This window comes from Lysinibacillus sp. PWR01 (assembly GCF_043359455.1).
Lineage (GTDB): Bacteria > Bacillota > Bacilli > Bacillales_A > Planococcaceae > Lysinibacillus > Lysinibacillus fusiformis_F.
In genome coordinates, this window is the sequence record NZ_JBHERJ010000019.1 from 1 (window position 1) to 13,029 (window position 13,029).

A 13,029-nucleotide genomic window follows, 5' to 3' on the forward strand; every position below is an offset into this window, starting at 1 on the left:
ACATCATCTTTTTTCAACAACATGAAGAGGTGGCAGTATCTACTGCCACCTCTCATTATTAATTTTTTACAATCTCGCTCAAGCCTGTAATATCTATGCCATTTAACGCTTGTGTAGCAAGGCGGTCCGCTTCTGAATTATCCTTACGTGAAACAAGCTGGTATTCTGCTTGGATGTGAAGCTGTTCTAATTTTGCATCAATTTTATCTGCCCAGCTTGCTAATTCCTTTTCCAATGCTGGCCATTCTCCATTTAGCTGATTGATGACCACCTGTGAATCTCCTATAATACGAACAGGTAAATGATGGACATTTAACAGTTCAAGCTCTACTAAGCCTAAATAAAGCGCTGCATACTCTGCCTCGTTATTTGATTTCAATTCAGACGAAAACGCATTTCTTCTTAAACGTAAAGGTTTACCATTTTGTTCATAATAAATAGCGCAGCCTAATCCTGCTTGCCTTGTCCCACGATCAAAACCTCCATCAAAATAGACCGTAATATTATGTGGCTCTGTATCAATTTCCTTTAAATATGCTTTTAGCTCTTTAAGTGACCAATTTGTATCTTGTCGATCAACGCAATGTAGCGATTTTACCCTTCCCGTTCTTTCCATATCCTCTGCAAGTAATAGTGCTTGAGCTGCAGGCATTTCAGCTGAACGTAAAACCGTTGTTGCTCCTTTTGGTGTTTTATAGGTCCATTCAATGATGACATGCATAATCATAACCTCCAATACTCTCTAATTGGTACATAAAGTAAAAACGTGTACCGACCAATAGCGGATACACGTTTTCCTCTTACTTGTTATATGTGCAATTCCTAGAAAAATTATTCCTTTTATATTGCAATCATTGAATTCCTTCATATAAACCTTGGATAGGTTTTATTAAAATACGATTTACTTCTTCGATTACTTTACTAAGCTTCATTTCCGCTTCAAGCATCGTTGAAATTTTTTCATTTTGCTGTGCAAGCTGTGCCGCTTTTTGTGCATAGACAAGCTCATCTTCCAAAATATCCTCACCAGCTAATTGCTTTTTCTGTAACTCGATTTGGATTTTACGGAAGTTTTTAAAGACATTTAATGCCTCTTCATCATGTTTAACAACTTCAACAGCAGCTTTTAATGCTTCAAATTCTGGAATCTTACGGAAAGTTGCCTCTAGCGCATTAATGTCATTATAAATATTAATCATTCATACAATCTCCTTTTAAATAAAGTAAACTATCAAGCCTTGCACAATCCCAATCAATCCACCAAGCACCGCACCTAATACGGTAATCATTTTAAACTCACGTTTTGAAATACCTAATACAAGCTCCTCTAATTTCTCTACTGGGAATGAGTCTACCTGCTCTCGAACGACCTCTTGTAAATTTAAACGTTTTAGTACATCCTCAAGTTTTTCCTCTGCCTTCACAAAAGCTTTTTCTATCACTTGTGGGATCACGGTATACTTCGCCCACTCATTTCCTTCAGGCCAATAATAAGAAATCGGCTGATTTAAACGTTCTGAGATGGCTAATTGCTCTTTCACGTACACTTGTAATTTCGATAGAATGGGTTCAAATTGAACATCTTGCAAAAAGTCCATAGCTGGTCGATCTTTGAATTTTTCCCATTCCTGTGTAAATATTTTAGTTAGTAATGTTGTCGTTCCTGGTGCTTGTAAAAATTTCACAAGCTCACGTTGAACTTTCCCAACAAGTGAGGAGGAATCACCTAAGAACATATTAATCATGCCACCAAGAGACCCTTTTGATGATAAAAAGTCATCAATCATCGCCTTAATCGTCATTTCGCCTTCAGGTGATAAAAAATAATCCTCGCCTTTTTCTAAAATATGCTGAACCGCTACTGGAATTTTAGCATCAATCGTATTTTGAATATCATCAGATAACAGCGTACGAATTGATTTTGTTGATAGTGTATTCTTTACTGACGAAAATTGTCCCTCAACAATCGCTTCAACCTTCTGCTCAATGGTAGCAGGCATATGCGAAAATCCCGCTAAGTTTAGCCAACCCTGAATTGTTTTGTCGTTTGTAAAGATTGTTTCTTCAACTTTTGTTTGCACAAAGTGTTCTACTTTGTCCTGAATATCCTTTGAGAAAAATTTCTTTTTAAATGTTTCAGGAGTTAGCAAATAATTTACTACTGTAAGACCAAGCTGTTTCGCTAATTCATCACGTCGTTTTGGGATAAGACCTGGTGTAAATGGGAGACGCCAGTTTTTAATGTATATTGCATTATGTGGACGAAAAAGCATTTTAATGGCTAAGTGATTTGTTACGCCCCCAATTGCAGCTCCAATTATAGCCATAAAAAGTAATGTCACTATAAAATTATCCATTAGTATCCTCTCATTTCAATTGTATTCACAATTGGCGTATTTTGTCGCCTTCTGCACTCATTATAGCAGAGCAAGGATTTTCAACGAAAGAAATACCCCTTTAGAATTTCAATCACACCCTATTCACTTCTATCGAGAAGTGAATAGTTGCAAAATTATCGTTCTACTTAAATAATATGAACTACATACTATAGAAACGAGGTTTGATGATGATTCAGCATTTTAGTTTTAAACCACTATTTGAAAACACTCAACTACCAGGGTGGGCCATTTCATTTTTTTATCAACGAGAACGATACCAAGCGGAATATTTAAAGGATGGTACGATTCAGTGGATAGGAGCCATTCCATCAGACGAAGAGGATGTTAAAAAAATGATACATGAGCTTATGCTTTTCCATGTATACGATTAAAATTTGTAGTCACTTTTTCGCCCTAATCCCGCACAAAAATACCTATATTTACTATAAATAGCACGTCCTTTAAGCTATTTATGTTGAATCATGTTGAAATTTGTATATTTTTCTTATACATTTATGATATCAGCTTATTTAGTAAATGTTTTTTATGCAGGGGGCCATTTCAATGAGTAAAGTCACACTTTCGGATGACTTAAATAGCTATAATTCAAAAGCGTTAATTCGTGTAAAAGTAAAAGAGTTGTTTTCAGAATTTTCCGCTAAAATATTCGAACTAGCGGATGAAGCGGGGGCTGTTAATAGTAAAAAATTCGAGGAACTTTCTGGCTATAAAAGCGACTTTTACAATGAGTATTGCAGTCAATTAAAGGGCTTGTTTGATTCTTCTGCTAGCTCCTTCGGCAAGAAATCGATCAAAACGTTCTATTTGGCGTACAACAATAAGAACTATGTTCTAACACAGCAAGGTATTACAGAAAAAGCACCTGTCTCTATCGCACCGTTTACAGGTGATATTCCTTTAAAGGAAACCGTTCATGATGTTGAGAAAGCGTGCTTAAAATTACGCTTCCAACAAGAATAGTAGTGATGGTAAACGTTTAGAAAGGGGGAGTCTCAAATGAATATTGAGACTCCCCCTTTAGCTATAAAAAATAATTCATTTAAAAAAATCCGCAAGCTAAAGCACTCTTGAGATTTTTGACGTGTCGTATTATATGAGATGCAAAATGCTTCTTTCCCTAAACAAACTATCTTTGCTCTTTTTAAAGTTAGCATATAGCAATAGTAAATACAATCTTTTGATATTTGAATCTAGCTACTTTTTTTCAAAAAGATACATGAAAAACAAGCGAAAAAGTTGTTGTCAATATTTGTGTTTTTCTTTTAAATAACTTATTATTGAAACATCCAACAATTTTTTAAATCATAGGAGGTGTACACTTTGTTTACTTCCCTCATTTGGGCGGGAACAAAGGAATTATTTGGACGGAGACATATTGGAGATAACCATTAGGTTGGCGGCATTCGCCCTACTAATTATAATGACAGGATTTTTCGTTGCAACAGAATTTGCAATTGTTAAAGTGAGAACTACCCGCATTGATCAATTGCTCGCAGAAGGGCATAAGAAAGCGAAAAATGCAAAACGTGTTGTTTCAGATTTAGATGAGTACTTATCTGCATGTCAGCTAGGTATTACCATCACTGCACTTGGTTTAGGTTGGTTAGGTGAACCTACATTTGAAATCATACTGCACCCAGTGTTTGAATTTCTAAATTTGAATGGTAGTATAACATCTATCCTTTCATTTATACTTGCATTCTCAATCGTTACGTTTATGCATGTTGTTATTGGGGAATTGGCGCCAAAAACATTAGCCATCCAAAAAGCAGAATTTGTCACATTAAACTTTTCTGGCGCATTAATTTTATTCCACAATATTACGTATCCGATCATTAAGTTATTAAACGGATCTGCCCGCGGTTTAACAGGTCTTTTTGGCTTAAAAATGATGTCAGAATCAGAAGTGGCTCATACAGAAGAAGAGTTGCGTATGATTTTATCGGATAGTTTAAAAGGTGGGGAAATTAATAACTCAGAATATGAATATGTTAACAGTATTTTCGAGTTCTCAGATCGTCTTGCAAAAGAAATCATGGTTCCTCGAACTGAAATCGTCGGCATTGAAAAAGAGCTTACGATTAAAGAAGTTTTTGATTTAATGGGTGTTGAGCAATATACTCGTTATCCAATTCTGGATGGAGATAAAGATCATATTATCGGCTTAGTCAACATGAAGCATTTATTAACCGCTTACATTAAAGATTCCAAAAATGGTGATAAGCCAGTCATTGATTATATGCAACCTATTATTCGAGTGATGGAAACGACGCAAATTAACGATTTATTACTAAAAATTCAACGTGAACGTATTCATATGGCCATTTTAATGGATGAATATGGCGGAACATCTGGTTTAGTGACGATTGAAGATATTATTGAGGAGATTGTCGGCGATATTCAAGATGAATTTGATGAAGACGAAATCCCGGAAGTACAAGAAATTGCAGAAAATCATTTTATTTTAGATGCTAAGATGCTTCTTGAAAATGTGAATGATATGCTAGGTACTGACATAGAAGATGATGATATTGATACTATCGGTGGTTGGTTCATGACGAAGCGTTTTGATGCGGTCGAAGGAGACAGTATTCAAGAGCAAGGTTTTGAATTTATCGCAAAAGAATTAGATGGTCACCATATTTTATACTTAGAAGTTCTGAAATTACCTAACAGTGATTTATCAAATGAATATGACGCAGTCATTGATTAAAATTGAATTGTCTGGTCGTGGTATTTTAAAAAGCACGCTTGTATAATTCAAGCTATAAATATGGTCTTTCCTTCACACCTTATATAGGTGGGAGCAACTACCGTAATAAATAGATGAAAGCGACTCCCTTTTAAAAGGGGGTCGCTTTCTAATGTCCGAAAGTTTTGCGAGGAGGAAACAAAATGGAGCTCTATACAAATTTACGTCAAGGGGAAAAAGGTGCATGGCTATCCATTGGTACATATCTAATCCTCAGCTCTGCCAAGCTTACAATAGGCTACATTGGTACATCTGAGGCGTTGAAAGCAGATGGTTTAAACAACACTACTGATATCATTGCATCCATCGCCGTATTGATTGGATTACGTATTGCCCAAAGACCACCTGATTCCAACCACCAATACGGACATTTACGTGCTGAGACTGTTGCTTCTTTAGTAGCCTCGTTCATTATGCTCGTTGTTGGTCTTCAAGTATTAGTTAGTTCTTTAAAAAGCTTATGGGCGCCTACTGGTACAACACCTTCTCTGTTAACTGCATATGTAGCAATCGGTAGTGCCGCTGTCATGTATGTGGTTTATCGTTATAATTTAGCACTGTCTAAAAAAATTAAAAGTGCCGCTGTTAAAGCAGCCGCCTTTGACAATCGCTCTGATGCACTTGTCAGTATCGGTACAGCTATTGGAATTTTTGGAGCCATTTTCGGCTTCCCAATCATTGATTCACTTACAGCTCTCATTGTTGCCTTTTTAATTATTAAAACAGCAGTAGAAATCTTTTGGGAAGCTGTTCAAAGCCTTACAGATGCATTTGATATTGATGAAGTTGAAACATTATCGGTCTTAATCCAGAACGTAGACGGAGTGATGGAGCTTTTAGACTTTAAAGGACGTGCACATGGCAATATGTATTTCATCGACGTTACTGTCACAGTGGATCCTTATTTAAATGTCTTTGAAAGTCACCGCATTACAGAAGAAATTGAGCATACCATTATGCGTGAAAATCGCTTTTGTCAGGTTCTCGTGCATATTGAGCCACATATAATCCCTCCACAAAACGACGATAAGTCTCCTACCAATTGATTGGTAAGAGACTTATTTTTATTTAATAGCTATATAAATATCCACTTGTGATTCGTGTGGGTTAGCGCATCGTTCATCATAAAGTTCAAAGTCGCCTGTGTATGTTCGTTCAACTTTAGAATTTGCAAACCACGCCCAAATTTCTTGCCAAGTTTGAATGACAACGTCTGGCATTGTTCCTTTATCAGATGTAAAAACTAAATACTTAGCTGCCGGAATCATTTTCACTACTAAATCAGCTGGAATATTATCATTATTTACCTCTACACCAAGTGTAATGTTGTAATTACCATTCACATCCGTTTCATAGTTCGAATACAAACCATAGACATTACCATTTTTTCGCTCTGCTATTTTGCCCGCAATATTTTGCTGATAAAAGTTATCCCATAATTGCGGAATTTTAGCTTGTTCTGTTATTTCATTTGCATTACTTGTTTGAGTTGAAATGCCTACGATTTTAAATGCGTTCAATTCAACCACTTTTGGTTCTTTCCACTCATTTTTTCTCCATCGCTTTAAACTTGGCAAAAAGGAAGTCAGCATATTACGTGCCTCGTTTTCAGACATACCATCTTCCTTAAGATGTGGTACACAAATTTCAATCATTTCTTCCACTATTAAATGAGGTTGTTTAAACTCGCCTCCCTCATAACAATATGTACAATAATCCTGACTTTTGTCCCCTTCCTTTTCAGTGCCCAATAACGCCTCGTCTACTAAAGGCATACCACAGCTTTGACAATAGCTTTGCATCGTCATTCCACCTTTCGCTTTATTTGTCCTTACTATACCAAAGGAAACCTGACAACTGTCTGTCATCAATTGTCTAGATTTTTATATAATTGAACAATTTCTTGTGCGCGTTTTTGAATAATATCTCTTATATAAAGAGGTTCAATGATTTTAATGCGATGCCCAAAGCTGAGCAAGAAGCCATAAAGCCATTCATCTTCGGGTATAGCTATATTAATCATAGAATAGTCATGGTCTATATGTTCTGCACCAAAGGATTCCTCCACCAATGTCGTGATGTCTTTATCAAAAGAAATGACTAAATCGACTACGTTTTGTGGTCGATGCCATTCTTTCCCCCAAGGAAGTTCACTTAAATTCACTTCCTTCCGCTCAAAGGTTGAATCAACTTGTAGTAAGTTTTTCATTCTCGCAAGCTTAAATAAACGAAAATCCTTTCTTAATGTACAATAGCCATATAAATACCATATCTTACCTTTTTGTACAATTGTATGTGGTTCAACTATTCGGCTTGTTTGCTCCCCATACGTAGTAGAGTAATGAAAGCTTATACAATGCTTACGCTCTATAGCTTTCTTTAGTGTCGTAATATGCTCTTTAAAAAGAACGTTTGGGCCCCACGGACTAAGATCGACAAATAGGTGGTCCATTGATTGTTTTACATGATCATCAGCAATACTCGTTATTTTCTCAAGCACAGCTTCAGCGTGGGCATCTTCATAAGTAGTCAAAGCACTTTTAATCGCAATAGAAAGTGACGTCAGCTCGTCCTTCGTCAACACTTGCTTATCAACACGATAGCCATCGATTAAACTGATGCCACCATTTACACCTTGTTGACTAATAACAGGTACACCTGCACAGCTCAGTGTTTCAATATCTCGATAAATTGTACGAACGGAAACATTAAACAGCTCTGCTAATTCCTGAGCCTTCACCTTTTTACGGTTGATTAAAATCATCGTCATTGTTAGAAGACGCTCTAATTTCATGGTAAAATCTCCTTTCATGCTATCCCATTATTCCTATATACACTTCTATTTTAATTAATATCCTATCTTTTTAAGTATTTTTTAAGTACTTTTTGAGTATTTTTTAAGACAAATGTACTATAATAACGCCTAATTATTGTTACAACAATTATACTATTTTAGCAATATAAGAAAAAACAAGGCTTATGCCCCTATTCAACTTTCATTCCAAATACTATGTTGTTTTATTTTTGTATAAGAATAGTTTGATTTAAACGCCTAAACAATTATTTCAATTCTCTTAACACAACATACAAAACTTTTATCTTCTATATATTGAACGGCGAAACTTTCTTTGAATGGATTTGACGTGATGTAACAACACACATCAGGATTCATGGACTCTCACCTGTGGAAGTACTACAACACAAATTGCTTTTTTCTAGTATCAAATTTTTAATAGAAAAGTTGAGTGATATCCACTTTTCTTGCCCTTCACTATATATAGAAAGCCTTTTCACCCAAAATGAACTAGAGTTTAATGTTTTTAATTTAATTGTAAAAAGGAGAGTTTGATGTGATTCGAGCCGTTTTAATAGACAATGAACCTTTAGCTTTACACTATTTTCAAAGTAAACTACATGCCTTTCAACAAATACAGGTGATTCAAACCTTTACAAGTGTAGAAGTATTTCTGAATGAGTTGCCGACTATGGAGTTTGAGGCTATCTTTTTAGAGGTAAAACTTCAAGAATTATCAGGACTTGAAGTGGCTGATATTATTAAAACAGAGCGTCCACAAGTCAGTGTTATTTTTATTACCTCCTATCATGAATTTGCATTACAAGCCTATGAGATTGGTAGTCTTGACTATGTATTAAAGCCTATTAGTCATGCCCGTTTAGAAAAAACAATAGCCCGTATAGAGCATGAATTTTCTATACAGCAAATGCTTCAACAAGCTACACAAACTTTATTAAATGTACAGTGCTTTGATCAATTTGCTGTCTATAGTAACAATAGTTTAGTGGCATTTAAAACTGAAAAAACGAAGGAATTGTTTGCTTATTTTATTTTGCACCCAAATATACCGATTCATCGAGATTATTTAATTGAAATTCTATGGCCAGATTTAGATTATGTGCGGGCCAAATCCAATCTTCATACGGCTCTTTCCTATTTAAGGAAAACTTTAAATACAATTGGCTATGAAAACTGTATTGTCTTTTCAAATAAATACTATATCTTTGAAAGGCCAAATATTGTGTGTGATTTATACGATTTTCAAAAACTTCATGAAGATTTTTCACGACTGGAATTCCCCTCTATTTCTTTGATTAATCAATGTCTTTCTATTTATAAGAATGGCCTTTTTGTTTTTGATGATTATGAATGGTCAACTGCCTATAAGGATAAATTAATGAAATCATACATAGAGTTATTAGAAAAGGGATTTCAAACAACGATCTTTTCAGATACTGAAAGAGCGATGGAATTTTTACATGCATTATTAGAATATGATCCATACAATGAACAAAAACTTGAGCACTATTTATATACGTTAATACAGGCGGGGCTTCATGAACAGGCGCATAAAATTTTCCAAACATATAAACAAAAACTAGAGGAAGATCTAGCACTAACACCAAGCTCTACATTATTAGAGATATCCAAAAAATTATTTGCTCAACATAAATAATGTAAAAAACGGCGAGTGCTACTATGTGAGTAGAAGCTCGCCGTTTATTTACATACCGCTACCCTCAGTTAGCCCGTGCTTAACAGCATATAGCGCTGCCTGGGTACGGTCCTGTACTTGTAGCTTTGTAAAAATATTTGAAATATGGGTTTTCACCGTTTTTTCTGTGACAAAGAGTGAGGATGCAATTTCCCGATTACTCTTGCCCTTGGTGAGCTCTGCTAGCACATCCTGCTCACGAGGTGTCAGCGGATTTAATAAATGGGGTGCGTTTTGTGACTCTTGGCGATCCATTTCAAGCGTTGTCGTTGCTTCAGGATGCAAAGTGTTTTCGCCACGCATAATACGACGAATGGATAAGACCAATTCATCTGGCTCGATATCTTTTAACTGATAGCCCGCCGCTCCTGCCTCCATTGCTGGGACCACATGATCTCGATCAGAAAAGCTAGTAAGCATTAAAATTTCTATTTGCGGAAACTTTGCTTTGATGCGTTTAGTTGCCTGAATGCCATCCATTTCAGGCATGACTAAATCCATTAAGATAATATCTGGTTGGATGCTTTCCGCTAATGCTACGGCTTCATGCCCATTTTTCGCCTCTCCAACAACTTCAATATCCTTTTGTGTCTTTAAGAAAAACAGTAGTCCTCTTCGCACTACGTGATGATCGTCTGCAATTAATACACGTATCATGTCCTCTCCCCCTTAATACGGCAAGCGGATTAGCAGCTCCGTACCTTTGCCAATTTCACTTACCCAGTCAGCAGTTCCACCCACTGATTTTGCACGATCCTTGATAGATTGTAAGCCCATCGACAGCAACTTTGTATTGTTATCAATAACAAAGCCTCGTCCCTCATCACGAATAACCAACAATATATCTGTTGAAGTAACAGTAATATACAATGCTGCCTCTAATACACCTGCATGACGACGTACATTATTTAAAGCCTCTTGCGCTACTCGAAATAATGTTTCTTCAATACGTGAGGGAAATTGCAATACGCCTGAAACCGTAACATGTAGTTTCAAGCCAAGCATTTCAGCATATACTTTCATGGCCTCAAGTAAACCATTTTCTAACCCTTTAGGTCGCAGTTGCCAAATTAGCGCACGCATCTCTGTTAGTGCATCTTGTGTTAAATGCTGAATCTCTTTAAATGTTTCTTTTACTTCACAATCATCCGTCATCTCAATGCCCGCTCTTGCTGTTAACGTGACCGAGAAGAGTAGTTGATTGACTGAATCGTGTAAATCACGAGCTAGACGATTACGCTCCTTCACAAGTGCCATTTCCTGCTCCTGCTTTGTCAGTAAAATTCGCTTAATAGCCGACCCCATCTGAAAGGCAACTGATTCTAATAAAGCTAGCTCCTCCTCTGAAAAGCGCACTGTATCCTTAGATGCGACATTCAATACCCCAAAACGTTCTTGTCCTGATTGTAGGGGTACTGTCGCATGATGTGTAATTCCTTCATGATCCCCAACATTTGCGGCTATGGCACTTTCAATACGCTGACACTCGATAATATTGGAGGCTTTTTTTAGCTCTTCATTGCGATAACGTGATACACACCAACAGCCACCCTTTTTTAAATAATGACAATTGTTATATTCTAATGCCTCTGGTAAATTTTCATGGACAACAAGCTCTGAGCGCCCCTTTGCATCAATAAAAAAAATCCAGCCTGTTTCAAAGTTGGTGCCATTTAAAAATTTGATGAGTGCACCTTTTAGCATTGTGACAATTTCAGTTTCTTCATTTAATAGTTCAGCAATTTCTTTTAAAATACTGATATTGGAATGCTCATTCTCCCTCACGAAAACACCTCTTCTTTAGCATTACTATTGTTAATGATACCATTAAGCTATTGAAAGCGTCTGCTTCCGCCGTTCATACTTTAGACTGAATTTCATCACATACCTTATTTTGTGTAAGTTGATTTACATATAAAACTAGAACCACTATAATCGAACAAGGACATGGTTTTATGAAGGGAAGATTGGATATGTCTAAAAAAGAGGAAAATGGCTTATTATTTATTTGGATTGTTTCTGCTATAGCAACGTTAGGTTCTTTATATTTTTCTGAAATTCGTCACTATGAACCTTGTAAATTATGTTGGATTCAACGTATTTTTATGTATCCAATTGTTATTATGACGACAGTAGCATTTATACAAAAAAATGCACGTATTGCTGTCACAACAGCTGTATTTTCTGTCATTGGTGGCAGTATTTCACTTTACCATTACGGAATTCAAAAGCTTAGCTATTTAGCTGAAAATGCCCCTTCCTGTGGCGCAGTTTCCTGTACAGGACAATATATTAACTGGTTAGGCTTTATTACGATTCCGTTTTTAGCATTAACTGCATTTATTTTAATCGCAGGGGCAAGCTTTTATTTAATAAAAGCTTCTAAAGCTGCAAAATAATCGGAAGACCGTGTTCTACCTTTGGAATACGGTTTTTTCTACGGAGGAAGATCTATGTTTCATTATGAAATCGCTGAAGATAACTTAAGTGTGGAAGAATTGCTACGTAATCAGTGGCAACTTGGTAAAAAGCTCGTTCATGAATTGCGTATGGCCAAAGCCGTCACATTGGCAAATGATGAGCTGATTCAATGGAAAACACCTTTACAAACTGGAACAATTATCAAATTTACGTTTCCTATTCCATCATCTAGCTACAAACCAACACCTGTATGTGCTATTGATGTAGTCTATGAGGATGACCATTGTTTAATCGTATCGAAGCCAAAAGGTATGGCAACACATCCTAATGATGCTCGTGATACACATACATGTATGAACCATGTCATGGCACATATCAAAGAACAAGGTGGTATTTATGCTGAGCATGTTCATCGTCTCGATAAAGGGACACAGGGCTTACTACTAGTTGCAAAGCACCCTTTAGCAAAGTCTATTTTTGATCGAATGATTGAGGAAAAAACCATTATTCGTACGTATGCAGCAGAGGTGCAAGGTAATTTACGAACAGCTTCTGGAACGATTGCTGAACCAATTGGCAAAGACCGCCATCATGCCACAAGACGTGTTGTTTCTAAAACTGGACAGCATGCTGTAACACACTATGAAGTGGTGGCCCGCTACAAAAATTCCTGTGTTGTTCATCTTATACTTGAGACTGGACGAACACATCAAATTCGTGTGCATTTAGCCTATATCGGCCATCCAATTATTGGGGATACTATGTATGGTGCACGAGAAACAGCAAGTGATGACTACGAACTGCATGCCATTCAATTAGAATTTGAACATCCATTTTTAAATAAACGTATTATCGTCAAGGACGAGCAATAAGAAAAAAGATCCCGCCTCTCTGTTGGAGAGCAGGATTTCATAGTGTTGAAAAACAAAACCATCAATAGAGTTTT

Annotated in this window: 14 protein-coding genes; 7 read left to right on the forward strand and 7 right to left on the reverse strand. The window is 36.4% G+C overall.

What is annotated here, in order from left to right; all coding sequences use genetic code 11:
• Positions 1-58: 58 nt before the first annotated feature.
• The 3 genes from ACEVFT_RS02250 to ACEVFT_RS02260 all read right to left on the reverse strand — a co-directional run bounded on the left by ACEVFT_RS02250 (position 59) and on the right by ACEVFT_RS02260 (position 2,357).
• The gene (locus ACEVFT_RS02250; protein ID WP_393947901.1) at positions 59-721 is read right to left on the reverse strand and encodes a ribonuclease H family protein; all 663 of its coding nucleotides are present in this window, start codon (positions 719-721) and stop codon (positions 59-61) included.
• A gap of 130 nt (positions 722-851) precedes the next feature.
• Positions 852-1,199 carry a YlbF family regulator gene (locus tag ACEVFT_RS02255; RefSeq protein WP_205445530.1) on the reverse strand — a complete coding sequence of 116 codons (348 nt, stop codon included), beginning with the start codon at positions 1,197-1,199 and terminating at the stop codon, positions 852-854.
• Between the two features lie 15 nt (positions 1,200-1,214).
• The gene (locus ACEVFT_RS02260; RefSeq protein ID WP_393947902.1) at positions 1,215-2,357 is read right to left on the reverse strand and encodes a DUF445 domain-containing protein; all 1,143 of its coding nucleotides are present in this window, start codon (positions 2,355-2,357) and stop codon (positions 1,215-1,217) included.
• A 209-nt stretch (positions 2,358-2,566) separates the two neighbouring features.
• Here ACEVFT_RS02260 and ACEVFT_RS02265 point away from each other — a divergent pair, with 209 nt between their 5' ends.
• The 4 genes from ACEVFT_RS02265 (at position 2,567) to ACEVFT_RS02280 (ending at position 6,197) form a co-directional block, all read left to right on the forward strand.
• Positions 2,567-2,770 (forward strand): YheE family protein, encoded by a 204-nt coding sequence (locus ACEVFT_RS02265; RefSeq protein ID WP_205445534.1) that lies wholly within the window; start codon positions 2,567-2,569, stop codon positions 2,768-2,770.
• Between the two features lie 172 nt (positions 2,771-2,942).
• Positions 2,943-3,359 carry a hypothetical protein gene (locus ACEVFT_RS02270; RefSeq protein WP_205445535.1) on the forward strand — a complete coding sequence of 139 codons (417 nt, stop codon included), beginning with the start codon at positions 2,943-2,945 and terminating at the stop codon, positions 3,357-3,359.
• A gap of 433 nt (positions 3,360-3,792) precedes the next feature.
• Positions 3,793-5,112, forward strand: a complete 1,320-nt coding sequence (locus ACEVFT_RS02275; RefSeq protein WP_342443773.1) for a hemolysin family protein — start codon at positions 3,793-3,795, stop codon at positions 5,110-5,112.
• 182 nt (positions 5,113-5,294) lie between these two features.
• Complete coding sequence (locus tag ACEVFT_RS02280) at positions 5,295-6,197, forward strand: cation diffusion facilitator family transporter (protein WP_342441575.1); 903 nt, start codon at positions 5,295-5,297, stop codon at positions 6,195-6,197.
• Positions 6,198-6,215: 18 nt separating this feature from the next.
• Here ACEVFT_RS02280 and ACEVFT_RS02285 read toward each other — a convergent pair whose 3' ends face one another.
• On the reverse strand, positions 6,216-6,953 hold the full coding sequence (locus ACEVFT_RS02285) for an effector binding domain-containing protein (protein ID WP_393947903.1): 738 nt from the start codon (positions 6,951-6,953) through the stop codon (positions 6,216-6,218).
• Between the two features lie 65 nt (positions 6,954-7,018).
• The gene (locus tag ACEVFT_RS02290) at positions 7,019-7,945 is read right to left on the reverse strand and encodes a helix-turn-helix transcriptional regulator (RefSeq protein WP_393947905.1); all 927 of its coding nucleotides are present in this window, start codon (positions 7,943-7,945) and stop codon (positions 7,019-7,021) included.
• A gap of 556 nt (positions 7,946-8,501) precedes the next feature.
• Between ACEVFT_RS02290 and ACEVFT_RS02295 the strand changes: the two genes are divergently transcribed.
• Positions 8,502-9,623, forward strand: coding sequence for a response regulator (locus tag ACEVFT_RS02295; protein ID WP_393947907.1), 1,122 nt, complete (start codon positions 8,502-8,504; stop codon positions 9,621-9,623).
• Positions 9,624-9,671: 48 nt separating this feature from the next.
• On the opposite strand, the gene ACEVFT_RS02300 is transcribed toward ACEVFT_RS02295, so the two are convergent.
• Positions 9,672-10,319 carry a response regulator gene (locus tag ACEVFT_RS02300; RefSeq protein ID WP_004230823.1) on the reverse strand — a complete coding sequence of 216 codons (648 nt, stop codon included), beginning with the start codon at positions 10,317-10,319 and terminating at the stop codon, positions 9,672-9,674.
• Positions 10,320-10,331: 12 nt separating this feature from the next.
• On the reverse strand, positions 10,332-11,447 hold the full coding sequence (locus ACEVFT_RS02305; protein WP_054548662.1) for a GAF domain-containing sensor histidine kinase: 1,116 nt from the start codon (positions 11,445-11,447) through the stop codon (positions 10,332-10,334).
• 188 nt (positions 11,448-11,635) lie between these two features.
• Here ACEVFT_RS02305 and ACEVFT_RS02310 point away from each other — a divergent pair, with 188 nt between their 5' ends.
• Positions 11,636-12,061 carry a disulfide formation protein C gene (locus ACEVFT_RS02310; RefSeq protein ID WP_205445544.1) on the forward strand — a complete coding sequence of 142 codons (426 nt, stop codon included), beginning with the start codon at positions 11,636-11,638 and terminating at the stop codon, positions 12,059-12,061.
• A 54-nt stretch (positions 12,062-12,115) separates the two neighbouring features.
• Positions 12,116-12,955 carry an RluA family pseudouridine synthase gene (locus ACEVFT_RS02315; protein WP_393947910.1) on the forward strand — a complete coding sequence of 280 codons (840 nt, stop codon included), beginning with the start codon at positions 12,116-12,118 and terminating at the stop codon, positions 12,953-12,955.
• Positions 12,956-13,029 lie beyond the last annotated feature (74 nt).

What these genes read in the sequence shown, in the direction of transcription:
- ACEVFT_RS02280 (WP_342441575.1), top strand. Translation starts at nt 5,295, where the DNA reads ATGGAGCTCTATACAAATTTACGTCAAGGGGAAAAAGGTGCATGGCTA.
- ACEVFT_RS02285 (WP_393947903.1), bottom strand. Translation starts at nt 6,953, where the DNA reads ATGCAAAGCTATTGTCAAAGCTGTGGTATGCCTTTAGTAGACGAGGCG.
- ACEVFT_RS02270 (WP_205445535.1), top strand. Translation starts at nt 2,943, where the DNA reads ATGAGTAAAGTCACACTTTCGGATGACTTAAATAGCTATAATTCAAAA.
- ACEVFT_RS02260 (WP_393947902.1), bottom strand. Translation starts at nt 2,357, where the DNA reads ATGGATAATTTTATAGTGACATTACTTTTTATGGCTATAATTGGAGCT.
- ACEVFT_RS02315 (WP_393947910.1), top strand. Translation starts at nt 12,116, where the DNA reads ATGTTTCATTATGAAATCGCTGAAGATAACTTAAGTGTGGAAGAATTG.
- ACEVFT_RS02310 (WP_205445544.1), top strand. Translation starts at nt 11,636, where the DNA reads ATGTCTAAAAAAGAGGAAAATGGCTTATTATTTATTTGGATTGTTTCT.
- ACEVFT_RS02290 (WP_393947905.1), bottom strand. Translation starts at nt 7,945, where the DNA reads ATGAAATTAGAGCGTCTTCTAACAATGACGATGATTTTAATCAACCGT.
- ACEVFT_RS02255 (WP_205445530.1), bottom strand. Translation starts at nt 1,199, where the DNA reads ATGATTAATATTTATAATGACATTAATGCGCTAGAGGCAACTTTCCGT.
- ACEVFT_RS02265 (WP_205445534.1), top strand. Translation starts at nt 2,567, where the DNA reads ATGATTCAGCATTTTAGTTTTAAACCACTATTTGAAAACACTCAACTA.
- ACEVFT_RS02250 (WP_393947901.1), bottom strand. Translation starts at nt 721, where the DNA reads ATGCATGTCATCATTGAATGGACCTATAAAACACCAAAAGGAGCAACA.
- ACEVFT_RS02300 (WP_004230823.1), bottom strand. Translation starts at nt 10,319, where the DNA reads ATGATACGTGTATTAATTGCAGACGATCATCACGTAGTGCGAAGAGGA.